At 60.4% G+C, this 21,805-nt stretch carries 21 protein-coding genes; 8 read left to right on the plus strand and 13 right to left on the minus strand.

All coding sequences use genetic code 11. The annotated features are described in order from the left end of the window. Positions 1 to 92: 92 nt before the first annotated feature. A complete protein-coding gene (locus tag LAB08_RS28230; RefSeq protein WP_096514500.1) occupies positions 93 to 830 on the minus strand; it encodes a substrate-binding periplasmic protein in 738 nt (245 codons plus the stop codon). Between the two features lie 256 nt (positions 831 to 1,086). Here LAB08_RS28230 and LAB08_RS28235 point away from each other — a divergent pair, with 256 nt between their 5' ends. Continuing rightward, positions 1,087 to 1,539, plus strand: a complete 453-nt coding sequence (locus LAB08_RS28235; protein ID WP_096515632.1) for a GNAT family N-acetyltransferase — start codon at positions 1,087 to 1,089, stop codon at positions 1,537 to 1,539. A 123-nt stretch (positions 1,540 to 1,662) separates the two neighbouring features. Here the strand turns inward: LAB08_RS28235 and LAB08_RS28240 are convergent, their stop codons facing one another. The 3 genes from LAB08_RS28240 to LAB08_RS28250 are packed head-to-tail and all read right to left on the minus strand — an operon-like array spanning position 1,663 to position 4,685. Continuing rightward, positions 1,663 to 1,962: a winged helix-turn-helix domain-containing protein gene (locus tag LAB08_RS28240; RefSeq protein ID WP_096514498.1), complete on the minus strand. Its 300-nt coding sequence runs from the start codon at positions 1,960 to 1,962 to the stop codon at positions 1,663 to 1,665. Between the two features lie 47 nt (positions 1,963 to 2,009). Next, positions 2,010 to 2,516, minus strand: coding sequence for a M48 metallopeptidase family protein (locus tag LAB08_RS28245; RefSeq protein ID WP_096514496.1), 507 nt, complete (start codon positions 2,514 to 2,516; stop codon positions 2,010 to 2,012). A 45-nt stretch (positions 2,517 to 2,561) separates the two neighbouring features. Beyond that, positions 2,562 to 4,685 carry a putative bifunctional diguanylate cyclase/phosphodiesterase gene (locus LAB08_RS28250; RefSeq protein ID WP_096514494.1) on the minus strand — a complete coding sequence of 708 codons (2,124 nt, stop codon included), beginning with the start codon at positions 4,683 to 4,685 and terminating at the stop codon, positions 2,562 to 2,564. Positions 4,686 to 5,008: 323 nt separating this feature from the next. Between LAB08_RS28250 and LAB08_RS28255 the strand changes: the two genes are divergently transcribed. Continuing rightward, on the plus strand, positions 5,009 to 5,677 hold the full coding sequence (locus LAB08_RS28255; RefSeq protein ID WP_096514492.1) for a polysaccharide lyase family 7 protein: 669 nt from the start codon (positions 5,009 to 5,011) through the stop codon (positions 5,675 to 5,677). A gap of 149 nt (positions 5,678 to 5,826) precedes the next feature. Here the strand turns inward: LAB08_RS28255 and fba are convergent, their stop codons facing one another. From fba to tkt, 6 genes are all read right to left on the minus strand, one after another. Beyond that, positions 5,827 to 6,891 carry a class II fructose-bisphosphate aldolase gene (gene fba, locus LAB08_RS28260; protein ID WP_019694035.1) on the minus strand — a complete coding sequence of 355 codons (1,065 nt, stop codon included), beginning with the start codon at positions 6,889 to 6,891 and terminating at the stop codon, positions 5,827 to 5,829. A gap of 247 nt (positions 6,892 to 7,138) precedes the next feature. Continuing rightward, complete coding sequence (locus tag LAB08_RS28265; RefSeq protein WP_096514490.1) at positions 7,139 to 7,471, minus strand: MliC family protein; 333 nt, start codon at positions 7,469 to 7,471, stop codon at positions 7,139 to 7,141. A 56-nt stretch (positions 7,472 to 7,527) separates the two neighbouring features. Then, the gene (locus LAB08_RS28270; protein WP_096514488.1) at positions 7,528 to 7,749 is read right to left on the minus strand and encodes a hypothetical protein; all 222 of its coding nucleotides are present in this window, start codon (positions 7,747 to 7,749) and stop codon (positions 7,528 to 7,530) included. A 35-nt stretch (positions 7,750 to 7,784) separates the two neighbouring features. Beyond that, positions 7,785 to 8,948 carry a phosphoglycerate kinase gene (locus tag LAB08_RS28275; protein WP_096514486.1) on the minus strand — a complete coding sequence of 388 codons (1,164 nt, stop codon included), beginning with the start codon at positions 8,946 to 8,948 and terminating at the stop codon, positions 7,785 to 7,787. 25 nt (positions 8,949 to 8,973) lie between these two features. Beyond that, positions 8,974 to 10,029 carry an erythrose-4-phosphate dehydrogenase gene (gene epd / locus LAB08_RS28280; protein ID WP_096514484.1) on the minus strand — a complete coding sequence of 352 codons (1,056 nt, stop codon included), beginning with the start codon at positions 10,027 to 10,029 and terminating at the stop codon, positions 8,974 to 8,976. A 151-nt stretch (positions 10,030 to 10,180) separates the two neighbouring features. Further along, positions 10,181 to 12,178, minus strand: coding sequence for a transketolase (gene tkt / locus LAB08_RS28285; RefSeq protein ID WP_096514482.1), 1,998 nt, complete (start codon positions 12,176 to 12,178; stop codon positions 10,181 to 10,183). A 272-nt stretch (positions 12,179 to 12,450) separates the two neighbouring features. On the opposite strand from tkt, the gene LAB08_RS28290 reads away from it, so the two are divergent. The 4 genes from LAB08_RS28290 (at position 12,451) to LAB08_RS28305 (ending at position 17,091) form a co-directional block, all read left to right on the plus strand. Further along, the gene (locus LAB08_RS28290) at positions 12,451 to 13,446 is read left to right on the plus strand and encodes an ArsR/SmtB family transcription factor (RefSeq protein ID WP_096514480.1); all 996 of its coding nucleotides are present in this window, start codon (positions 12,451 to 12,453) and stop codon (positions 13,444 to 13,446) included. An 18-nt stretch (positions 13,447 to 13,464) separates the two neighbouring features. Then, positions 13,465 to 14,655, plus strand: a complete 1,191-nt coding sequence (gene metK, locus LAB08_RS28295; RefSeq protein ID WP_095195981.1) for a methionine adenosyltransferase — start codon at positions 13,465 to 13,467, stop codon at positions 14,653 to 14,655. A gap of 262 nt (positions 14,656 to 14,917) precedes the next feature. Then, a complete protein-coding gene (gene ligB, locus LAB08_RS28300; RefSeq protein WP_096514478.1) occupies positions 14,918 to 16,597 on the plus strand; it encodes an NAD-dependent DNA ligase LigB in 1,680 nt (559 codons plus the stop codon). A gap of 98 nt (positions 16,598 to 16,695) precedes the next feature. Next, positions 16,696 to 17,091, plus strand: coding sequence for a DUF1090 domain-containing protein (locus tag LAB08_RS28305; RefSeq protein ID WP_096514476.1), 396 nt, complete (start codon positions 16,696 to 16,698; stop codon positions 17,089 to 17,091). Between the two features lie 130 nt (positions 17,092 to 17,221). Here LAB08_RS28305 and LAB08_RS28310 read toward each other — a convergent pair whose 3' ends face one another. Next, on the minus strand, positions 17,222 to 17,671 hold the full coding sequence (locus LAB08_RS28310) for a c-type cytochrome (protein WP_096514474.1): 450 nt from the start codon (positions 17,669 to 17,671) through the stop codon (positions 17,222 to 17,224). Between the two features lie 128 nt (positions 17,672 to 17,799). Here LAB08_RS28310 and mltA point away from each other — a divergent pair, with 128 nt between their 5' ends. Further along, positions 17,800 to 18,984, plus strand: a complete 1,185-nt coding sequence (gene mltA / locus LAB08_RS28315) for a murein transglycosylase A (protein WP_096514472.1) — start codon at positions 17,800 to 17,802, stop codon at positions 18,982 to 18,984. Between the two features lie 113 nt (positions 18,985 to 19,097). Here the strand turns inward: mltA and LAB08_RS28320 are convergent, their stop codons facing one another. Together LAB08_RS28320 and LAB08_RS28325 are read right to left on the minus strand one after the other, a co-directional pair. After that, entirely contained in the window at positions 19,098 to 19,481 is a 384-nt protein-coding gene (locus LAB08_RS28320; protein ID WP_096514470.1) for an MAPEG family protein, read from the minus strand. 31 nt (positions 19,482 to 19,512) lie between these two features. Then, a complete protein-coding gene (locus tag LAB08_RS28325) occupies positions 19,513 to 20,346 on the minus strand; it encodes an EamA family transporter (RefSeq protein WP_096514468.1) in 834 nt (277 codons plus the stop codon). 286 nt (positions 20,347 to 20,632) lie between these two features. Here LAB08_RS28325 and LAB08_RS28330 point away from each other — a divergent pair, with 286 nt between their 5' ends. Beyond that, the gene (locus LAB08_RS28330) at positions 20,633 to 21,802 is read left to right on the plus strand and encodes an MFS transporter (RefSeq protein ID WP_096514466.1); all 1,170 of its coding nucleotides are present in this window, start codon (positions 20,633 to 20,635) and stop codon (positions 21,800 to 21,802) included. Positions 21,803 to 21,805 lie beyond the last annotated feature (3 nt).

Raw genomic sequence — 21,805 nt, forward strand, 5'->3', positions numbered from 1 at the left:
GCTCCCACAGGTTTCGCGTCGTTCGCAAAAACATGCACAACATAAAACCTGTGGGAGCAAGGCTTGCCCGCGATTAGGCCAGCGGCCACACCCTACATCCCATGCTGCCTCATCAACCGCTCATAACTCCCATCCGCCTTCATCTTGGCAATCTCCCGGTCGAAACCGGCAACGATCTGTTCATGCCCGGGATTTTTCAGGCTGACCAGGATGTGCAGGCTGTTCTCGCTCAGCGGCTTGGGCAGGAACTCCACGGCATTGCGCACTTTCGGGGATTCGCGGGCCAGGTAGTAGCGCGCGACGTACTCGTCTTCCAGGGTCAGCTTGACCCGGTCGGCGGCGACCATGCGCACGGCCATGGCGAAGTTGTGCACCGGCACTTTCTGCAGTGATGCGTCGTCGTCGAACGCCGGCGAGTAGGCATAACCGCGCACCACCGCAACCGGATAGGTGTGCAGTTGCTGCAGGTTATTGAACTCGATCGGTGCATCTTTGCGCTTGATAAAGCGCACACGGTTGATCAGGTACTCGCTGGAAAACTGACCGAGTTTGGTGCGATCTTCGGTGTACCAGGCATTGACCAGCACGTCGTATCGGCCTTCGCTCACACCCAGCAAGGCCCGTGCCCAAGGCACCTGCTCGAAGTCACTGGCATAGCCGGCCCGCGCCAGGGCGGTGCTGACAATATCCGTGGCCAAGCCACCGTTGACCAGCGTGGCATCGGTAAACGGCGGCCAGGCATCAGCCACCAGACGCAACTTTTCCGCTGCCGCGTCATGAACAAGCAACAGCAATCCAATCAAAGCAAAGGCTCGATGCAATCGCGGCATGCTAGAAAATCCTTAGCGGGCGGGCTGCCCGACGTGTTTTCAGCCAAAACTCCAAGACCCCGTACCGGCACACCCAGGCACTAAACGTTAGCTCATTGAAGCCACAGCACATCGCTTGATTCCAGATTACACAAAGAAGTCAGCGGTGCGAGAAATGAATGATGGCATTTTGGTCTTTATCACAGATTTCTCCGCCATAAAGACATCTTTCCCCGGGACGCTTAGTATCGCTGGTACGTTTACAGGGAATCAGGACATGACAATCGAATGGGTCTGCAAACACCACAGCGACTTGGGCAAGGAGCAGCTGTATGCCATTTTGCAGCTGCGTGCCGAGGTGTTCGTCGTCGAGCAGAAATGCGTCTATCAGGATATCGACGGCCAGGATCTGGAGGGTGACACCCGCCATTTGATGGCGTGGGACGGGGATCGACTGGTGGCGTACCTGCGCCTTCTCGATCCCGAATTACAGGGTGGCGACGTGGTGATCGGACGGGTCATCATCGCCCCCCAGGCACGAGGCACGGGGCTTGGGCATGAATTGATGGCCCAGGCGCTGAAGCAGGCGGAAAAACACTGGCCCGACATGCCGATCTATCTCTCGGCCCAGGCGCATCTGCAGGGGTATTACGGGCGGTACGGGTTTGAAGTGGCGGGTGAGGTGTATGTCGAGGATGGCATTCCCCATATAGGGATGCGTCGTCAGTAAGGGCCCCATCGCTGGCAAGCCAGCTCCCACAGTGATCGAGAGTGGATCAAAAATTTGCAATCCACATCGGAACCTGTGGGAGCTGGCTTGCCAGCGAAGGCGCCAGCCCAGGCAATGCAAATTTCAGGGATATTCCAACACCGCCTTGATCTGCCGAAGATGGCGCTCGATCCATCCCCGATCAATCGCCCCCCAGTCACGAATCCGGTAGCGCCCGGCATGATTGCGGGCGCCCTCTTCCTGCTCGAACTCACAAACGATATCCAGATCCGCCAGCGCAGCAATGGTGTCCTGGGCCGTGCGCCGTGGCATCCCGGTGACGTCGGTCAATGCCGGAACACTGCTGGCCAGCCCGCTGTCGATCAGGTACGCCACATACAAGCGGCGATAGAAGCTGCTCTTGGTTTTACTGACTTCCGTCACATTTGCTCCTTTTTTGAAGATCAAAAGACCGCAGCCTGCGGCAGCACCTACGCGCCTGTGGGCGCCGGCAGATCCCGCCAGGTCAGGTACACCCGCACATCGAACTCCACCTGGTGATACCCCGGCAACATGTGTTCGCACAGCTTGTAGAACGCCTTGTTGTGATCGGACTCTTTGAAATGCGCCAACTCGTGAACCACAATCATTTTCAGAAACTCGGAGGGCGCTTCCTTGAACAGCGAGGCGATGCGAATTTCTTTCTTGGCCTTGAGGTTGCCGCCCTGCACCCGCGAGATCGTGGTGTGCAGGCCCAGCGCGCGGTGGGTCAGGTCCAGGCGGTTGTCGAACAACACCTTGTCGATGGCCGGGGCGTTACGCAGGTATTCCTGCTTGAGGTCCAGCGCGTAGGTATACAGCGCCTTGTCGCTCTGCACAGCGTGCTTTTCCGGATAGCGCTTGCTCAAGTAATCGCCCAGCCGACCCTCGGCGATCAGTTGGCGCACCTGATCCTGTAATGAAGCGGGATAGGCCTGAAGGTATTTCAACGCGGTCATCGCAGTGGCAACACAAAAGACGAAAAGATCGCCAGTGTAGCGAATTCAGCGGGTCAGCGCGCTCCAGTCGAAAGGCTGCACGAAATGCCCCGTATCCTCGGCCATCAGCGGCCGCGCCACCAGAAAGCCTTGCACATAACCGCAGCCGTTGGCCTGCAGCCAGTCATATTGCGCGACGGTTTCCACCCCTTCGGCAATCACCACCATGCCGTAGTGTTTGCACAATTCGATCACATTGCGCACCAGCGCCGCGTCCCGCGAAGACTGCGGCAGCCGCGCAATCAAGTGACGGTCGAGCTTGAGCGTGTCCAGTTCCAGGTCGCGCAAATGCGCCAGCGAACAGGGCCCGGAGCCGAAATCATCCAGCGCCACCCTGACCCCCAGGCTACGCAGTAACCGCAGCTGTTTACGGGTTTCTTCCGGGTTGTGCATCAAGGCTTCTTCCGTGACCTCGACTTCCAGATGACGAGGCTGCAAGCCATGACGCTCCAGCACCTGGCGCAACTCGGTGGCCAGATGGGGCATGGCGAACTGGCTGCCGCTCAAACTGACGCCCAGCACCAGGTCTTCGGCAAACAGGGTTTCCCACGCCTTGCGTTGCCCGGCACCGCGCTGGTAAATCCAGCTGCCCAGGCGACTGATCAAACGCGCCTCTTCCAGCAAGGGTAGGAACAGCCCTGGCGGAACGTCACCGACGCTCGGATGCTGCCAGCGCAACAACGCCTCAAATCCGCGAGTCTGCCCGTCGGCAATAGCCACCTGCGGTTGATAGACCAGGTTGAAATCACGGTTCTCAATGGCGGTGCGCACGCTTTCTTCGAGCATCAGCCGCGAGCGTGCCCGACCGTTCATTTCGTGATCGTAGAAGCGATATTGCTGACGACCGGCGCGCTTGGCCTCGTACATGGCAATGTCGGAGGCCCGCAGCAAACCGTCCAGATTGGCTCCGCAATCGGGGTAGGTGGCAATGCCAATGCTGGCGCCCAGAGCGATATCCAGGCCGTCGATCTGCTGACAGATCGAAACTCGCTCAATCAGTTTCTCGGCGATCTTGGCTGCTTGTTCCGGGAACTCCAGGTCGAGCAATGCGGTGAACTCATCGCCCCCCATGCGCGCCAGAATGTCGAACGGCCGCAGGCAAGCCTTCAACTGTTCGGAAACCCAGCGCAGCACCCGATCACCGGCATCGTGGCCGAGTGAGTCATTGACCCGCTTGAACCCGTCGAGGTCCAGGTACAAGAGGACCCAGGCACTGTCGGTGCGCTCACCGCGCAGCAGCAGGTTTTCCACAGTCTGGTAAAAACCCCGACGGTTGAGCAGCCCGGTGAGCGGGTCGGTGACGGCCTGGAATTCGAGCTGCTGATGCAGGTGGCGCACCACCGACATGTCCAGCACCGTCACTACCATGGCATGTTGCTCGGCAGGCAAAGGCGCACAGGACAGCGCCACCGGCACCTGCTGGCCAGGCGCAGTGCGCAGCAACGCATCGTGCAGGCGCAACGTCTCACCGCGCCTGTACCCGGCCAGCAGGTCGGAATCGGCCCAGTTCGGGACATGCGGTTTTTGCAGGAAGTCCAGAAAGGCCCGGCCTTGCAGCTCTTGCACTGTGGCATTGAGCAGGCGTGACATCGCCGGGTTGGCAAAGCGGATCAGACCGCCCTCATCGACCACCAGAATGCCTTCGGCCGCGTTGTCCAGCACCGAGGCATTGAAGGCGCGAGCGACCTCCAGATCATGACTCAGGCGCTGCAAGGCCCGGCGATTACGCTGGTGCTCCAGCAGCGCCTGGACCTTGGGCTTGAGAATCTGCGGGTCAAACGGCTTGAACAGGTAATCCACGGCGCCACTGGCGTAGCCCTTGATCACCGCGGCCTGGGACTGCTCGTTGGCTGTCAGGAAAATGATCGGTGTCAGGCGGGTTCGCTGGCTGCCGCGCATCAGGCGCGCCACTTCAAAACCATCCATGCCCGGCATCTGCACATCCAGCAGCACCAGGTCGATTTCGTGTTCAAGCAACAGACCGAGTGCCTCGAAACCCGAGGCAGCGGTCATGACCTGCCAGTCCTGGCGCTGCAACAACGCGCGCATACTGATCAGGTTTTCAGGGTAATCATCGACGATTAATAACGTTGAACGGCCTTCAGCTGGCGTTGGGCGCGCGCATTCCATGCTGCTTCTCTATGTTCGGGACGGCAGGCCGGCTTCTCGTGAAAGCCGGACAAATTCTAATGATTCACTCTAGACCTGGATCCCGGAAAGCAGAAGGTGTCAGTACGCCATCATTTAACAATGTGTTCATTTGCCGACTAACGGTCACGCCTGAGGGCCGCTGAAACCGGGAGAGGTGGCCTTTTAACAGGATTTTGACGTCACCCATTTTGTCTGGCCAGCATTAACAAAAAAACCTTGTACGCTTATAAAGAGCGCCCTCAAGGCCCGTGCTAGAGCTTCTGGTACGTCCGTAATGCAAAAAACACCTGGAAGCTTTGCCCATGATCGACCTTGCAACCTGGAACCTCAGCGTTCCCGTCGGCAGCCCGCCGTACACCGTTGAAACCTCAAAACTGGTCAATGGCTTCAAGGATCAGTACTTCCGTTCCGACACCGGCTCGGTGGTTTTCTGGTCCCCGGTGACGGGTTCCAAAACCGAAAACGCCATCTACCCTCGCACCGAACTACGGGAAACCTACAGCAACGGCACGCTGAAAAACTGGTACTACCCGGACGCCGACAACACCCTGCGGGCCACCCTGGCGGTCAACCAGGTGCCGAGCTCGGGTAAGCTCGTCATTGGTCAAATTCATGCCTACAACAGCCAAAAGCCACTGGTGAAGGTCGAGTATCAATACAAAACCAAAACCTCGACCGGCAACATTGTCGCCAAGGTGCGCATGCACCCCGATGACGATGAAGGCCGCGTGATCATTGTCGCTACCGGCGTAAAGCTGGATCAGGAGTTCTCCTACCTCATCCACCTCAGCCCCGGCGGCGCACTGGGCATCAGCGCCGCAGGCTACCAGTGGGATACCCAGATCAGCGCGACATGGCGCGACAAGCCGCTGTACTTCAAGGCCGGGGTCTATGTGCAAGACAACACCGGGTACACCAGTGAGGGCGGGAAAGTGACGTTCAGCAAGCTGGATATCGATCACGATAAGTGATGATCAATGTGGGAGCGAGCCTGCTCGCGAATGCGGTATGTCATTCAATATTGATGTTGGCTGACCTGACGCTTTCGCGAGCAGGCTCGCTCCTACAATAAAAAAACCCGCCTCTCGGCGGGTTTTTTGTGTGGCTCAAACGCTGAGGCTTAGTTGACCTTGGCGTTCAACTCACCTTTGAGGTAACGCTGGAACATCGCTTCCAGGGAGATCGGCTTGATCTTCGAAGCGTTGCCCGCGGTGCCGAAGGCTTCGTAACGCGCGATGCACACGTCGCGCATGGCGGTCACGGTGGCGCCGAAGAATTTACGCGGGTCGAACTCGCTCGGGTTGGTGGCCATCAGGCGACGCATGGCGCCGGTGGATGCCAGGCGCAGGTCGGTGTCGATGTTGACCTTGCGCACGCCGTGCTTGATACCTTCGACGATTTCTTCAACCGGTACGCCGTAGGTCTCTTTGATGTCGCCGCCGTACTGGTTGATGATCGCCAGCCACTCTTGCGGAACCGAAGACGAACCGTGCATCACCAGGTGCGTGTTCGGAATGCGTTTGTGGATTTCCTTGATGCGGTCGATTGCCAGCACGTCACCGGTAGGCGGCTTGGTGAACTTGTAGGCACCGTGGCTGGTGCCGATGGCGATGGCCAGGGCATCGACCTGGGTGCGTTTTACGAAGTCAGCGGCTTCTTCCGGGTCGGTCAGCATCTGGCTATGGTCCAGAACGCCTTCGGCGCCGATACCGTCTTCTTCACCGGCCATGCCGGTTTCCAGCGAACCCAGGCAGCCCAGCTCGCCTTCCACCGATACGCCGCAGGCGTGAGCCATGGCCACGGTTTGTTGGGTAACGCGCACGTTATAGTCGTAGTCGGTCGGGGTCTTGCCGTCTTCGCCCAGGGAACCGTCCATCATGACCGAGCTGAAGCCCAGTTGGATGGAACGCTGGCAGACGTCAGGGCTGGTGCCGTGGTCCTGGTGCATGCACACCGGAATGTGCGGGAATTCTTCGATGGCCGCCAGGATCAGGTGACGCAGGAACGGCGCGCCGGCGTATTTGCGAGCACCGGCCGAAGCCTGGACGATCACCGGGGAGTCAGTCTTGTCAGCGGCTTCCATGATGGCGCGCATCTGCTCAAGGTTGTTGACGTTGAAGGCTGGAACGCCGTAGCCGAACTCGGCTGCGTGGTCCAGCATCTGGCGCATGCTGATAAGTGCCATTGTGTGTGTCTCTCCCGGTTGAGGGTCGTTAATCGTGCCAGCCTGCCGGAGCGGCGGCGGCTATTCAAGTTATTGCAGATCGGGGGTCAGCCCGGCCTGCGAATTCGGTGTTACGCACAAATCTGAATATCGATGCAGAACCTGTAGGAGCAAAGCTTGCTCGCGATAGCGGTGTAACTGCCAACACCTATATTGAATGTGCCGGCCTCATCGCGAGCAAGCTTTGCTCCTACAGAGGGCTGCGTTGTTATTCGGCTTTACAGCCACGGCCAATCAAATCATTGGTGGCGACCCAGTAAACCAGGCCTTCCTCACCTTTTACGTGAAACGCCAGCATGTCGTTGCTGTACAGCGATCCCGAGGCCCCCGGCTCCTGTTTCAAGCGGTAGACCTGATCGGCCCCACCCAGTCGCACGTCGACCTCCCTGCGGCTGTCGTCGGTGTAGCGCCAGAGCACCTTGGCCTGGCTGTCACAGGTCCAGGTGGTCCAGTTGTCAGCCGGGGCGGACGACTGGAACGGGTTCAGGTTGGCGCACCCGGCCAGCAGGACCAATGCCGTAATGGCGATAAAACCTTTCATCCGTGTTCCTCGACCGGCGGCGCACGCTACCGGCCCTGAGTAAAGAGTCAGACCCGTCACGGGCAACCATGTTCCTTGGCGGGTGTCTGTGTCTCGTATTTGTCCAGGCCTTCAGGCCCGGAACGCTTGTTGAGCACCGGATTGGTCTCCGCCTGCCAGTCGGCCTGGTAGCAACCTTTATCCTGTGCCGGCGTCTCGGGTACTTCGGGGGCTTTGGGGTTACTCCCGCAAGCCGCCAGCGAACCCGCGACGATCAACAGCGCTAACGTCTTGACCATGTGAACACTCCCTTGCCTGGCCAAACGGGCGAGCCTCAGGCCTTTGCCCGGCTTTCCAGGACTTCAACGGCTGGCAGCACTTTGCCTTCGACGAATTCGAGGAACGCGCCGCCACCGGTAGAAATGTAGGAGATTTGCTCGGCAACGCCATATTTGTCGATGGCGGCCAGGGTGTCGCCACCGCCAGCGATGGAGAACGCCGCGCTGTCGGCGATGGCCTGGGCCAGCACCTTGGTACCGTTGCCGAACTGGTCGAATTCGAACACGCCGACCGGACCGTTCCACAGGATGGTTTTCGACGATTTCAGCAGTTCGGCGAAGTTCGCTGCGGTCTGCGGGCCGATGTCCAGGATCATGTCGTCGGCAGCCACGTCAGCGATCAGCTTCACGGTGGCCGTGGCGCTTTCGGCGAATTCCTTGGCAACCACCACGTCCACCGGCAGCGGAACGCTGACCTTGGCGGCGATGGCACGGGCGGTGTCCAGCAGGTCAGGCTCGTACAGGGATTTGCCGACCGGATGACCGGCAGCCGCCAGGAAGGTGTTGGCGATGCCGCCGCCGACGATCAACTGATCGCAGATCTGGCTCAGGCTGTTCAGTACGTCGAGTTTGGTCGACACCTTGGAACCGGCAACGATGGCAGCCATCGGCTGGGCCGGTGCGCCCAGGGCCTTGCCCAGTGCGTCGAGTTCCGCCGCCAGCAGCGGACCTGCCGCAGCGACTTTGGCGAACTTGGCCACGCCATGGGTCGAACCCTCGGCACGGTGCGCGGTGCCGAAGGCGTCCATCACGAACACGTCGCACAGGGCGGCGTATTGCTTGGCCAGTTCGTCGGCGTTCTTTTTCTCGCCCTTGTTGAAGCGCACGTTTTCGAACAGCACGATGTCGCCGGCTTTCACGTCGACGCCGCCCAGGTAGTCAGCCACCAGCGGCACTTCGCGGCCCAGGGCACGACTCAGGTAGTCGGCGACTGGCTTGAGGCTGTTTTCGGCGGAGAACTCGCCTTCGGTCGGACGGCCAAGGTGCGAGCAAACCATCACTGCCGCGCCTTTTTCCAGGGCCAGCTTGATGGTCGGCAGCGAAGCCAGGATTCGCGCATCGCTGGTGACTACACCGTCCTTCACCGGGACGTTGAGGTCTTCGCGGATCAGTACGCGCTTACCTTGCAGATCGAGGTCGGTCATCTTCAACACGGTCATGGGTCGCATTTCCTGGGTTACTGATTTAGAGAGCAGTGGGTGGATTCGCTGTTTGCAGATAGTGCTCTGCAACATCCAGCATTCGGTTGGCAAAACCCCATTCGTTGTCGAACCAGGCCAGGATGTTCACCAGCCGTGGGCCGGAAACGCGGGTCTGACTGGCATCGACGATCGCCGAATGTGGGTCGTGATTAAAATCACAACTTGCATGGGGTAGCTCGGTATAGGCCAGCAGACCCTTGAGCGGGCCGCTGGTGGCAGCCTCGCGCAGGATCCGGTTGACCTCGGTGGCGTCGGTATCGCTCACGGTCTGCATCGTAATATCGAGGCAAGACACGTTGACCGTCGGCACACGTACGGCTTTGGCCTGAATTCTCCCGGCAAGTTCCGGCAACAGGCGTTCGATGCCGCGCGCCAGACCGGTGGACACCGGGATCACCGACTGGAACGCCGAACGGGTGCGACGCAGGTCTTCGTGGTGATAGGCGTCGATCACCGGCTGATCGTTCATCGCCGAGTGAATCGTGGTGATCGACACGTACTCCAGGCCGATCGCCTGATCCAGCAGGCGCAACAACGGCACGCCGCAGTTGGTGGTGCAGGAGGCATTGGATACCAACAGCTCGTCGCCGGTCAGGCACTCCTGGTTAACGCCGTAGACGATGGTGGCGTCGACATCCGATTCGCTGGCCATCGGCTGGGAAAACAGCACGCGTGGCGCGCCGGCCTCGAGAAAACGCTGGCCGTCGGCACGGGTGTGGTAAGCGCCGGAGCATTCCAGCACCAGATCGACGCCCAGGGACGCCCAATCGATGCCTTCGGGGGTGGCACTGCGCAGGACCTTCACGCAGTTGCCATTAATATGCAGACAATCGCCATCGACCTTCACCTCACCGGGAAAACGCCCGTGGGTGGAGTCGAAACGTGTCAGGTATTCGATGCTGGCCATGTCGGCCAGATCGTTGATCGCGACAATCTCAAACCCTGCCGTCGAGCCTCGCTCGAACAACGCACGCAAGACGCAACGACCAATCCGGCCGTAGCCGTTGAGTGCAACTTTGTAGGGACGCGGTTGAGGCATGGGGGTTCTCGATTACCGTGGTGAATCTGTCATTGCACATTGACCGAACCACCGCTTTCGCGAGCAGGCTCGCTCCCACAGGGTCGATGGAGATCCCTGTGGGAGCGAGCCTGCTCGCGAAGGCGGCAGTCCGGACGACGCAACTTCTGGATCAGTCTTCCAGCAGCTCTTCAGCCTGGCCCAGGATGTTTTCCAGGGTGAAGCCGAACTCTTCGAACAAGGCAGGCGCAGGCGCCGACTCGCCGTAGGTGGTCATGCCGATCACGCGACCTTCCAGGCCGACGTACTTGTACCAGTAGTCGGCGTGGGAAGCCTCGATGGCGATACGGGCGCTGACCTGCAACGGCAGGACCGATTGCTTGTAGCCGGCGTCCTGGGCGTCGAACACGCTGGTGCAAGGCATGGAAACCACGCGCACCTTGCGGCCCTGCTCGGTCAGTTTGTCGAAGGCTTGAACGGCCAGGCCGACTTCCGAACCGGTCGCAATCAGGATCAGCTCAGGCTCGCCAGCGCAGTCCTTCAACACGTAGCCGCCACGGCTGATATCACCGATCTGCAAGGCATTGCGGGTTTGATGCTGCAGGTTCTGACGCGAGAAGATCAGGGCCGAAGGACCGTCCTTGCGCTCCAGCGCGTATTTCCAGCACACCGCCGATTCAACGGCATCGGCTGGACGCCAGGTATCGAGGTTCGGCGTGCAGCGCAGGCTGGCCAGTTGCTCGATTGGCTGGTGAGTCGGGCCGTCTTCGCCCAGACCGATGGAGTCGTGGGTGTAGACGTGAATCACACGCTGCTTCATCAGGGCCGACATGCGCACGGCATTGCGGGCGTATTCCATGAACATCAGGAAGGTCGCGCCGTAAGGCACCAGGCCGCCGTGCAGGGCAACGCCGTTCATGATGGCGGTCATGCCGAACTCGCGCACGCCGTAGTACATGTAGTTGCCGCTGGCGTCTTCAGCGGTGACGCCTTTGCAGCCTTTCCACAGGGTCAGGTTGGAACCGGCCAGGTCGGCCGAACCGCCGAGGAACTCCGGCAGCAGCGGGCCAAACGCGTTCAGGGCGTTCTGGCTGGCTTTGCGGCTGGCAATGGTTTCGCCCTTGGCAGCCACTTCGGCGATGTAGGCGTCGGCCTTCTCGGAGAAGTCGGCCGGCAACTCGCCGCTCAGACGACGAACCAGCTCGTTGGCTTCGGCAGGGAAGGCAGCGGAGTAGGCTGCGAAACGCTGATCCCACTCGGCTTCGACCGCGCGGCCGGCTTCCTTGGCATCCCACTCGGCATAGATGTCGGCCGGGATTTCGAATGGACCGTGATTCCACTTCAAGGCTTCACGGGTCAGGGCGATTTCCGCGTCACCCAGCGGGGCGCCGTGGCAGTCTTCCTTGCCTTGCTTGTTCGGCGAGCCGAAGCCAATGGTGGTCTTGCAGCAGATCAGGGTTGGCTGCGAACTTTTGCGCGCAGTCTCGATGGCGATCTTGATTTCTTCCGGGTCGTGACCGTCGACATTGCGGATCACTTGCCAGTTGTAGGATTCGAAACGCTTCGGCGTGTCATCGGTGAACCAGCCTTCGACTTCGCCGTCGATGGAGATGCCGTTGTCATCGTAGAAGGCAATCAGCTTGCCCAGGCCCAGGGTACCGGCCAGGGAAGCGACTTCGTGGGAAATGCCTTCCATCATGCAGCCATCACCCAGGAACACGTAGGTGTGGTGGTCGACGATATTGTGGCCGGGACGGTTGAATTGTGCCGCCATGACTTTTTCAGCCAGGGCAAAACCCACGGCGTTGGCCAGACCCTGACCCAGTGGGCCGGTGGTGGTTTCAACACCCGGGGTGTAGCCGAGTTCCGGGTGACCTGGCGTGCGGCTGTGCAGTTGGCGGAACTGCTTCAGATCATCGATCGACAGGTCGTAGCCGGTCAGGTGCAGCAGCGAGTAGATGAGCATCGAGCCATGACCGTTGGACAGCACGAAGCGGTCACGGTCGGCGAACGATGGATTGCTCGGGTTGTGCTTGAGGTAGTCGCGCCAAAGCACTTCGGCGATATCCGCCATACCCATAGGGGCACCGGGATGGCCGCTGTTGGCTTTTTGCACGGCATCCATGCTGAGGGCACGAATGGCGTTGGCACGCTCACGACGGCTAGGCATCGCTGTTCTCCTGGGGATTCTGAAACAAGAGTGAATAAACGAAACGGAAAAAAGGCGAGCATTTTCCCTCACCGAGACGCTTCGGGGCAATGACAGATAGTCATCTGAAGGCGTTTTTCCAATGGATAACGACGGTTTCGGCGGGTGAAACCTTTCCGCCATTCGTTTGTTGACTGAACGTAACGTTAAGAAGTGCCATCTATCGAGCAATATCAAAACTTTTTGATATTGCTCTTGCGGTGCTTCCGGCGCGTGACTAGACTGCCGGCCTTATGAATTTACGCGTGCCTTCCATTCGCCATGACGATTGCGATGAGCTGGCGGCCCTGTGCAAGGCCGGCGGCGATCCTCTGCGCTTGAATGTATTGCGCGCACTGGCCAACGATTCGTTTGGCGTGCTGGAACTGGCGCAGATCTTCGGTATCGGTCAGTCAGGCATGAGCCATCACCTCAAGGTATTGGCCCAGGCCGGCCTGGTGGCGACCCGCCGTGAAGGCAATGCGATTTTTTACCGTCGCGCCCTGCCCCACACCGATCTGCTGGGCGGCAAGCTGCACGCTGCCTTGCTCGAAGAGGTGGACGACCTGACCCTGCCTGCCGATGTGCAGTCGCGGATCGCTCAGGTCCATGGCAAACGGGCAGCGGCCAGTCAGGACTTTTTCTCACGGGTCGCGGAAAAATTCCGCGCCCAGCAAGACTTGATCGCCGGCCTGCCACAATATCGCGATAGCGTGGTGGCCTTGCTCGACAAGCTGAGTTTCAGCGAAGGCGCCACAGCCATCGAGGTCGGCCCCGGAGACGGCGCGTTTCTACCGGAACTGGCGCGCCGCTTCACCCAGGTCACGGCGCTGGACAACAGCCAGGCGATGCTCGAACTGGCACGCCAGGTGTGCGAACGCCAAATGCTGAGCAACGTCAGCCTGCAATTGGCCGATGCCTTGAACGGTGTGAGTCTCAAGGCCGATTGCGTGGTACTGAACATGGTGCTTCACCATTTCGCCGCGCCGGCCGATGCCCTTGGGCACATGGCCAATTTGCTGCAACCAGGCGGTAGCCTGCTAGTGACAGAGTTATGTAGCCACAACCAGAGTTGGGCCAGGGAAGCCTGCGGTGATCTCTGGTTGGGGTTTGAACAGGACGATCTGGCCCGTTGGGCCACCGCTGCGGGACTCGTTCCCGGGGAAAGCCTCTATGTAGGCTTACGTAATGGTTTCCAGATCCAGGTCCGCCATTTTCAGCGGCCGGCTGGCGACACTCACCATCGGTAATTTCAGGAAAACATCGAGATGAGCGAATACTCCCTTTTCACCTCCGAGTCCGTGTCTGAAGGGCATCCGGACAAAATCGCCGACCAGATTTCTGATGCGGTGCTGGACGCCATCATTGCTGAAGACAAGTTCGCCCGCGTGGCGTGCGAGACTCTGGTGAAAACGGGCGTTGCGATCATCGCCGGCGAAGTCACTACCTCGGCCTGGGTTGACCTGGAGCAGATCGTTCGTGACGTGATCACCGACATCGGCTACACCAGCTCCAACGTCGGCTTCGACGGCGCGACCTGCGGCGTGATGAACATCATCGGCAAGCAGTCCCCCGACATCAACCAGGGTGTCGACCGTGCCAAGCCTGAAGATCAGGGTGCCGGCGACCAGGGCCTGATGTTCGGCTATGCCAGCAACGAAACCGACGTACTGATGCCTGCACCGATCACGTTCTCGCACCAGCTTGTGCAAAGGCAAGCCGAAGCCCGTAAATCCGGCCTGTTGCCTTGGCTGCGTCCGGACGCCAAGTCGCAAGTGACCTGCCGCTACGAAAACGGCAAGGTCGTGGGTATCGACGCGGTCGTCCTGTCGACCCAGCACAATCCAGAAGTGTCGTACAACGACCTGCGCGAAGGCGTGATGGAGCTGATCGTCAAGCACGTGCTGCCTGCCGAACTGCTGACCAAGGACACCCAGTTCCACATCAACCCGACTGGCCAATTCATCATCGGTGGCCCGGTGGGCGACTGCGGCCTGACCGGCCGCAAGATCATCGTCGACAGCTACGGCGGCATGGCCCGTCACGGCGGTGGCGCGTTCTCCGGCAAGGATCCATCGAAGGTTGACCGTTCGGCGGCCTATGCCGGTCGTTACGTGGCCAAGAACATCGTCGCTGCCGGCCTGGCCGAGCGTTGCGAGATTCAGGTGTCCTACGCCATCGGCGTTGCCCAGCCGACTTCGATCTCGCTGAACACTTTCGGCACCGGCAAGATCAGCGATGACAAGATCGTCAAACTGGTCCGCGAAGTGTTCGACCTGCGTCCGTACGCGATCACCAAGATGCTCGACCTGCTGCACCCGATGTACCAGGAAACCGCGGCATACGGCCACTTCGGTCGTACCCCGGCGACCAAGACCGTGGGTGACGATACCTTCACCACCTTCACCTGGGAAAAAACCGACCGCGCCGACGCCCTGCGTTCCGCTGCCGGTCTGTAAGACTTTCCCGGCTGTACCAAAAGCCCCGCACGGTTTTCCGTGCGGGGCTTTTTATTGCCCTGTATTTGAGACCGCGTTGCCCGCATCGCGAGCAGGCTCGCTCCCACACCGATCTGCAGCGCAACGAAGATCTATTGTGGGAGCGAGCCTGCTCGCGAAGAGGTCAGCCCAGCCGGCAAAAATATCCAGCAAAACACGCATCTCTTGCGCCAACCGTTACTGACCTAGCCTTCAAACACCCCACTGAGCAAGGACGCTCGAAATGCCCCTCACCCTGCGACTGTTTCTCACCTGCCTGCTGACCCTTTCCTGCCTGAACGCCAACGCCACCCAATGCCCCGACTGGCCATCCCAACGCGCCTCCAACGAAATCAACGCCCTGCAAAAGCAGATCGACCTCTGGGACGACAGCTATCACGGCCTGGGAAAATCCCTGGTCGCCGACGAACTCTACGACCAGTCCAGCGCGCGCCTTGCCCAATGGCGCCAATGCTTCAATCAGATTGCCCCCACAGATCCGCTTCGCACTGCACGCGGCACGATTGCCCACCCCATCGCCCACACCGGCCTGGACAAACTGCACGATGACCAAGCCGTCGAGCATTGGCTGCGCGATCGCACGGATGTCTGGGTTCAACCCAAGGTCGACGGCGTTGCCGTGACCCTGATTTACCGCAATGGCCTGCTGACCCAGGCGATCAGTCGTGGCGACGGCTCACAGGGTCAGGACTGGACGGCTTCGGCACGCCAGATTGCGGCCATCCCCCCACACCTGTCACACCCCCTGGATCTGGTGGTGCAAGGTGAACTTTACTGGCGCCTGGCCCGGCACGTGCAGGCCCGGGATGGCAGCCTCAATGCCCGTTCCACGGTTGCCGGTTTGATGGCCCGCAAGACATTGAGTGCGCAGCAGGCAACCGGCATAGGTCTGTTTGTCTGGGACTGGCCCCAAGGTCCGGCGAGTTGGCCAGAGCGCGTGGCGGCGCTGGATGAACTGGGATTTCCGGGCACCACGGCCTACAGCCAGCCGATCAGCGCGCTGGCCGATGCGCAGCGCTGGCGTGATCACTGGTACCGCTCGCCCTTGCCGTTTGCCAGCGATGGCATCGTCCTTCGCCAGGATAAACGGCCGCCCTCCGAGCGCTGGCAAGCCAAACCGGCCTATTGGAGCATTGCCTGGAAGTATCCCTTCGCCCAGGCGCTGGCCGAGGTGCGCAAGGTTCACTTCAAGACCGGCCGGACCGGGCGGATCACTCCGGTGCTGGAACTGACGCCGGTGATGCTCGATGACCGGCAAATCAAGCGCGTCAGCGTGAGTTCCCTGCAACGTTGGCAAGCGCTGGACATTCGACCTGGCGACCAGGTCGCCATCAGCCTCGCGGGCCTCACCATCCCCCGGCTGGACGGTGTGGTGCTGCGCAGCACCGAGCGCCCGGAACTGAATGTGCCGCGGGCAAAGGACTTTCATTCGCTAAGCTGTTGGCAGCCGACACCGGGATGCGAGGGTCAGTTTCTCGCCCGCCTGACCTGGCTCAGTGGCAAACAGGGTCTGGCCTTGTCCCATGTCGGCCCTGGCACCTGGGAAAAACTGCTTCGAGCAGGTCGCCTGAACAGTCTGCTGGATTGGTTAACCCTCGATACTCAAGAGCTTGCTAACATTGACGGTTTCGGCGAACGCAGCGCCGCGCGACTTTCGAGCAGTTTCGACAGTGCCCGGCAACGCCCTTTCGCCCGCTGGCTCAAAGCCCTGGGTATGCCGCCGACAGGCCAGGCACACCTGGCGAACTCTTGGCAGGCACTGGCGCAACGAAACACCGAGCAATGGCAGGCCGAAGCCGGTATAGGCCCGGGACGCGCAGCGCAATTGAGCGCATTTTTTCGCGACCCGCAGGTTCTGGCCTTGAGTGAAACATTACGGGCGACAGGGATAGACGGTTTTTAGCGACCGGCAATGCCTTGGCGTCCGGGAACCCTCTGGTACCGATGGGCTCGAACAACCATCGCCGCATCGACCCGATTGCCTTTTCACATGGAGCTTTTATGAAATTTCTTTCACCGCTCGCCCTGCTGACCCTTTGCAGTGTGTTGGCCACCCCGCTGATGGCCGACGAAGAAGCTCCGGGACTGACAGGTTGTGCCGCCAAGAAGCAAGGCATCATCAATCAGATCGAACTGGCCAAGTCCCACGGCAACGCCGATCAACAAGCCGGCCTGGAGAAAGCCCTCAGCGAAGTCACTGCCAACTGCACAGACGCCTCGCTGAAGAAAGAACGGGAAAACAAGGTGCTCGCCGCCAAGCACGAAGTCAGCCAGCGTCAGGCCGATCTCGACAAGGCCATGAAAAAAGGCGATCCCGAGAAGATCAACAAGCGCAAAGACAAACTGGCCGAATCCCGCAAAGAATTGCAGGAAGCCGTCGACGAACTGGATAAATAAGAACAGGTAACGAAGCGCGGTCTTCGGTGCTGTCAAATCAGTCTTCGCGAGCAGGCTTGCTCCCACAGGTAATCGCACTCCCCTGTGGGAGCGAGCCTGCTCGCGAAGGCGTCAGACCGGGCACCGCCCATCAATGATCCCGAAACCTTTTATGACACGCACTACAGGCGTCTTCGACCTTTTGCACCGCCGGCCCCAGGTTGCTGGCCTTGTAGGGTTGAACCTGGCTGACGATCACCAATTCACCGGTGGCGCTTTCAAGTTCGCGAGCCATTGCCTGAAAGCGCTCCTGCTGCTGCCAGACATCGCTTTTGGCACTGGTGTGGTCTTCTTCGCGCACTTGCGGAAAATGCTTCCATGGCTCATGGGACAGCGTGTCGAGCTTCGCCGCGCCGTCAGCGAATTTCGGGCCGTCGAACGGAATACGGCCACGCAACATGCCGCCCAGGTCTTCGCCTGTCTTGAGCATTTGCTTGAAAATGGCCTTGCGCTGACCAAGCGGCGAATTGGGATCGACACCGCCGCAAGCGGACAATGTCAGGCAGGCCAGCAATACAACGGAAAGTCTTTTAAGAGTCATGGTGGCTTCAGGTCACGGGAGACGGCGGCCAGTATCCTCGCGTCCCGGGCAAACACCAATACCCCTATTATCAATACGGGTTGCATGCGCGCATGGAGCACACATGCAACCGGCAAAGGAATTACTCCATGAACAGCCGTTTCAAGGCGTGGCGTTGCAGCCTGGCCTGGACCCTGCCGATGGTCGCCCTGCTCGCAGGTTGCACCGGTGGCGACAACAAGCAACCGAAAACCCATGCACTGGCCACCTATTCCAGCGCCACCTGGGAAGCATTGCCGGCAGTGTCCGACAACGACCTCGTCGCCGGCTTCGGCTCATGGCGCAGCGCCTGTACGCGACTCAAGGCCGACCCGGTCTGGGGTGGCACTTGCGCAGCGGCGGCCAACGTACCGCAGGCTGCCGGCGACATTCGCGGTTTTCTCAAGCAGAACCTCGATGTCTACGGCCTGCGCGCCGCCAACGACAACCCCAACGGCCTGATCACCGGTTACTACGAGCCGGTCTACCCCGGCAGCCTGACCCAGACCGCGACCGCGAACATTCCGGTGTATGGCGTGCCCGAAGACATGATCATCGTCGCCCTGGACAGCCTCTACCCGGAACTCAAGGGCAAACGTCTGCGTGGCCGGCTCGAGGGTCGCGTGCTCAAGCCATACGACGATGCGGCAACGATAGAAACCAAAGGCGTCAAGGCACCGGTGGTGGCCTGGCTGACCGATCCGATGAACCTGCAGTTTCTGCAAATCCAGGGTTCGGGTCGTATCCAGCTCGACAGCGGCCGTCAGTTGCGCATCGCTTACGCCGACCAGAATGGCCACCCGTATCGGCCGATCGGACGCTGGCTGGTGGAGCAAGGCGAGCTCAAGAAAGAAGACGTGACCATGGGCGCAATCAGCAACTGGGCCAAAGCCAATCCGTCGCGCATTCCGGAACTGCTTGGCAGCAACCCCAGCTATGTATTTTTTACCCGTAACCCAGACAGCAATGAAGGGCCTCGCGGCTCGCTGAACGTGCCATTGACGGCGGGTTACAGCGCCGCAGTGGATCGCAAGGTCATTCCGTTGGGCAGCCTGCTATGGCTATCCACCACCAAACCGGACGGCAGCGCACTGGTGCGACCGGTAGCGGCGCAGGACACCGGCGGCGCGATCGCCGGCGAGGTTCGCGCGGACCTGTTCTGGGGCACGGGCGATGCGGCCGGGCAACTGGCCGGGGACATGAAGCAACAGGGGCAGATCTGGATGCTGTGGCCCAAGGGCGCGGCGTTGCCGCAAGTGCCGCAGGTGGCTGATGCGGAGAAGACCAAACCCTGAGTCAAATGTTGGCTGTTAGATAGCCATCGCGAGCAGGCTCGCTCCTACAGGGGTTGTGCATAACCTGTGGGAGCGAGCCTGCTCGCGATGAGGCCCTTATTGGCAATGAGGATTCAGACTGACACAACAAAGAATGCAGCTATCAACCCCATCCCCACAAACCACACCAACGACCGCACAATCGCCCAGTCCGCCAGATAGCAAATGATGTAAAGCAGCCGACTGGTAATGAACAAGACCGACAGCACATTGATCGTCACCAGCTCGGCATTGCCAACCAGGTGCGCCACGATCACCGCCGCGGCAAACGCCGGTGTCACTTCGAAGCTGTTCAATTGCGCCGCATGGGCACGCCTGGCAAAACCATTCAGTGATTCCAGAAAGTCCCGGGGGTCATGGTTGTCTTTCAAACCATAGCCGCCGCTGGCCTTGGCGATGCCCGTGCAGAGGTAGGGCAGGAAAATCGCGATCAAAATGCACCACAGAGCAACCGTCATAGAGCAGTCCTTCTTCACATTGTCAGAGCGGTCAGAATTTCATCACCAGCATGCCGATCAGCACTAAGCCGCAGGCCAGGAGCCTGGGCCCGCCAAAAGGCTCTTTCAGATAACGCATACCGAACAGCACCACCAGAATCACGCTGATCTCGCGCAGCGCTGCCGCTTCGGCAATCGAGCCCATCTGCATGGCCCACAGCACCAGAGCGTAGCTGAACAGCACGCAGAACCCGACCGCCAGCCCCAAACGCCACTGCTCGCGCCAGAACAACCTGAACGCCGGTCGCTTGCGCACCCAGGCCAGCAACGGGAACGGCCAGGCACTGAGCAGCGTCACCCAGACCAGGTAGTCCAGTGGCTGCGACCAGCGCCGCAACGCCTGGCCGTCGATGTAGGTGTAGCAACCAATACACAGGCCAATCAGCGCCACCACCGGCAACATCGACCAGGGCAGGCGCGCACCGCCTCCGCCCTGCCATAGCAGGCACAACATGCCCAGCGGGATCAGCAGGATCCCGAAGATCTGCTGATGGGTCAGCGTCTCCCCGGCAAAGATCAGGGTCAGCGCCAGCACCACCAGCGGCGATAACCCGCGCATCAGCGGATAGACCAGCCCGAGGTCGCCGACCCGATAGGCCTGAATCAGCAAATAGCGATAGAGCAATTCGAACGCGGCCGAGGCCAGAATCCACGGCCAGATTTCAATGGGCGGCAGTTCCACGAAAGGCAGCATAACAACGACAAACAACATCGCCACGCTGTCCATGCAGGCCACCACCAGCAGCCGTTCGGCGCTGAATTTGATCAGGGTATTCCACGCCGCATGCAACAGCGCCGCCACCAACACCAGAGCCGTCGCAAGCACGGCACACTCCTTTTGCAGTCCACCCCGTCCCCTGTGGGAGCAAGGCTTGCCCGCGATGGCGCCCTTGAAATCGCCATCGCCGGCAAGCCGTGCTCCCACAAAGTTTCGGGGAGAGAATTGATTCGCGATATGTCAGCAGCTGTTTATACTGCAAGCGACCACGCCGCACTCAGTTGCGCACAGACTAAATCCAATAAAAACTGCCCCTGACCGCTCTCGTCGAGACCGGTCGTTGGCATGCGTATGCCTGATCACAGCGTCAAGACTACCGACAGAGACCTTGCGCATGCCACTCGCTTTGCTTGCCCTCGCTGTTGCCGCATTCGGCATCGGCACCACTGAATTCGTCATCATGGGCCTGCTGCCCGACGTTGCCCGCGACCTCGCGGTGAGCATCCCCAATGCCGGGCTGTTGATTACCGGCTACGCCCTGGGCGTTGTGTTCGGCGCACCGATCCTCGCAGTCGGCACCGCCAACATGCCACGCAAAGCCACATTGCTGGGCATGACGCTGATGTTCATCCTCGGCAACATGCTCTGCGCCCTGGCGCCGAACTACGCCACGCTGATGGCCGCTCGAGTCGTCACCGCACTGTGCCACGGCGCGTTTTTCGGTATTGGCTCGGTGGTGGCCGCCGGGTTGGTGGCACCGAACAAACGGGCCCAGGCGATTGCCATGATGTTCACCGGCCTGACCCTGGCCAACGTGCTGGGCGTGCCGCTGGGCACTGCGCTTGGGCAATACGCCGGCTGGCGCTCGACGTTCTGGGCGGTGTCGGTGATTGGTGTGATCGCCGCCGTTGCGCAATGGCTCTGGTTGCCGAAAGACATTGCGATGGACAAGGCCAACCTCGCCAGCGAGTTCAAGGTGCTGGGCAAGGTCAACGTGCTGTTGGCGCTGGGCATGAGCGTGCTGGCTTCAACCAGCCTGTTCAGCGTATTTACCTATATCGCGCCGATCCTGCAGGACATCACGGGGGTCAGCCCTCACGGCGTGACGATCATGTTGCTGTTGTTCGGGGTGGGTTTGACGGCAGGCAGCATGCTGGGTGGTCGCCTGGCGGACAGCCGCTTGCTGCCGTCGCTGGTCGGCATGGCGCTGGCCGTGGTGCTGGTACTGGCCGCATTCAGTCAGACCAGCCACTCAGTGATCCCGGCGGCGATCACGCTGGTGCTGTGGGGGATCTTCGCCTTCGCCCTGTGCCCGATCCTGCAATTGCTGATCATTGATCAGGCCCACGAAGCCCCCAACCTTGGCTCAACCCTGAACCAGAGCGCATTCAATCTCGGCAACGCGACCGGGGCGTGGATTGGCGGGCTGGTGGTGGCCAGCGGCGCGGACCTGGCGGACTTGCCGTGGACGGGCGCGCTGGTCAGCGGGCTGACGGTGCTGACAGCGCTGTTCTTTATCCATCTGCAACGCCGCGGCGTAGCGGCGGTTAATGCAGCAAGCTGATAT

This window comes from Pseudomonas izuensis (assembly GCF_002356535.2).
Classification (GTDB): domain Bacteria; phylum Pseudomonadota; class Gammaproteobacteria; order Pseudomonadales; family Pseudomonadaceae; genus Aquipseudomonas; species Aquipseudomonas izuensis.

Excerpts from the sequence above, each read along its gene's own strand:
- LAB08_RS28330 (WP_096514466.1), top strand. The coding sequence starts at position 20,633 with ATGCCACTCGCTTTGCTTGCCCTCGCTGTTGCCGCATTCGGCATCGGC.
- LAB08_RS28290 (WP_096514480.1), top strand. The coding sequence starts at position 12,451 with ATGAATTTACGCGTGCCTTCCATTCGCCATGACGATTGCGATGAGCTG.
- LAB08_RS28230 (WP_096514500.1), bottom strand. The coding sequence starts at position 830 with ATGCCGCGATTGCATCGAGCCTTTGCTTTGATTGGATTGCTGTTGCTT.
- fba (WP_019694035.1), bottom strand. The coding sequence starts at position 6,891 with ATGGCACTTATCAGCATGCGCCAGATGCTGGACCACGCAGCCGAGTTC.
- LAB08_RS28245 (WP_096514496.1), bottom strand. The coding sequence starts at position 2,516 with ATGACCGCGTTGAAATACCTTCAGGCCTATCCCGCTTCATTACAGGAT.
- ligB (WP_096514478.1), top strand. The coding sequence starts at position 14,918 with ATGCCCCTCACCCTGCGACTGTTTCTCACCTGCCTGCTGACCCTTTCC.
- LAB08_RS28255 (WP_096514492.1), top strand. The coding sequence starts at position 5,009 with ATGATCGACCTTGCAACCTGGAACCTCAGCGTTCCCGTCGGCAGCCCG.
- LAB08_RS28250 (WP_096514494.1), bottom strand. The coding sequence starts at position 4,685 with ATGGAATGCGCGCGCCCAACGCCAGCTGAAGGCCGTTCAACGTTATTA.
- LAB08_RS28275 (WP_096514486.1), bottom strand. The coding sequence starts at position 8,948 with ATGACCGTGTTGAAGATGACCGACCTCGATCTGCAAGGTAAGCGCGTA.
- LAB08_RS28320 (WP_096514470.1), bottom strand. The coding sequence starts at position 19,481 with ATGACGGTTGCTCTGTGGTGCATTTTGATCGCGATTTTCCTGCCCTAC.
- metK (WP_095195981.1), top strand. The coding sequence starts at position 13,465 with ATGAGCGAATACTCCCTTTTCACCTCCGAGTCCGTGTCTGAAGGGCAT.
- mltA (WP_096514472.1), top strand. The coding sequence starts at position 17,800 with ATGAACAGCCGTTTCAAGGCGTGGCGTTGCAGCCTGGCCTGGACCCTG.
- LAB08_RS28270 (WP_096514488.1), bottom strand. The coding sequence starts at position 7,749 with ATGGTCAAGACGTTAGCGCTGTTGATCGTCGCGGGTTCGCTGGCGGCT.
- epd (WP_096514484.1), bottom strand. The coding sequence starts at position 10,029 with ATGCCTCAACCGCGTCCCTACAAAGTTGCACTCAACGGCTACGGCCGG.
- tkt (WP_096514482.1), bottom strand. The coding sequence starts at position 12,178 with ATGCCTAGCCGTCGTGAGCGTGCCAACGCCATTCGTGCCCTCAGCATG.
- LAB08_RS28265 (WP_096514490.1), bottom strand. The coding sequence starts at position 7,471 with ATGAAAGGTTTTATCGCCATTACGGCATTGGTCCTGCTGGCCGGGTGC.
- LAB08_RS28305 (WP_096514476.1), top strand. The coding sequence starts at position 16,696 with ATGAAATTTCTTTCACCGCTCGCCCTGCTGACCCTTTGCAGTGTGTTG.
- LAB08_RS28310 (WP_096514474.1), bottom strand. The coding sequence starts at position 17,671 with ATGACTCTTAAAAGACTTTCCGTTGTATTGCTGGCCTGCCTGACATTG.
- LAB08_RS28235 (WP_096515632.1), top strand. The coding sequence starts at position 1,087 with ATGACAATCGAATGGGTCTGCAAACACCACAGCGACTTGGGCAAGGAG.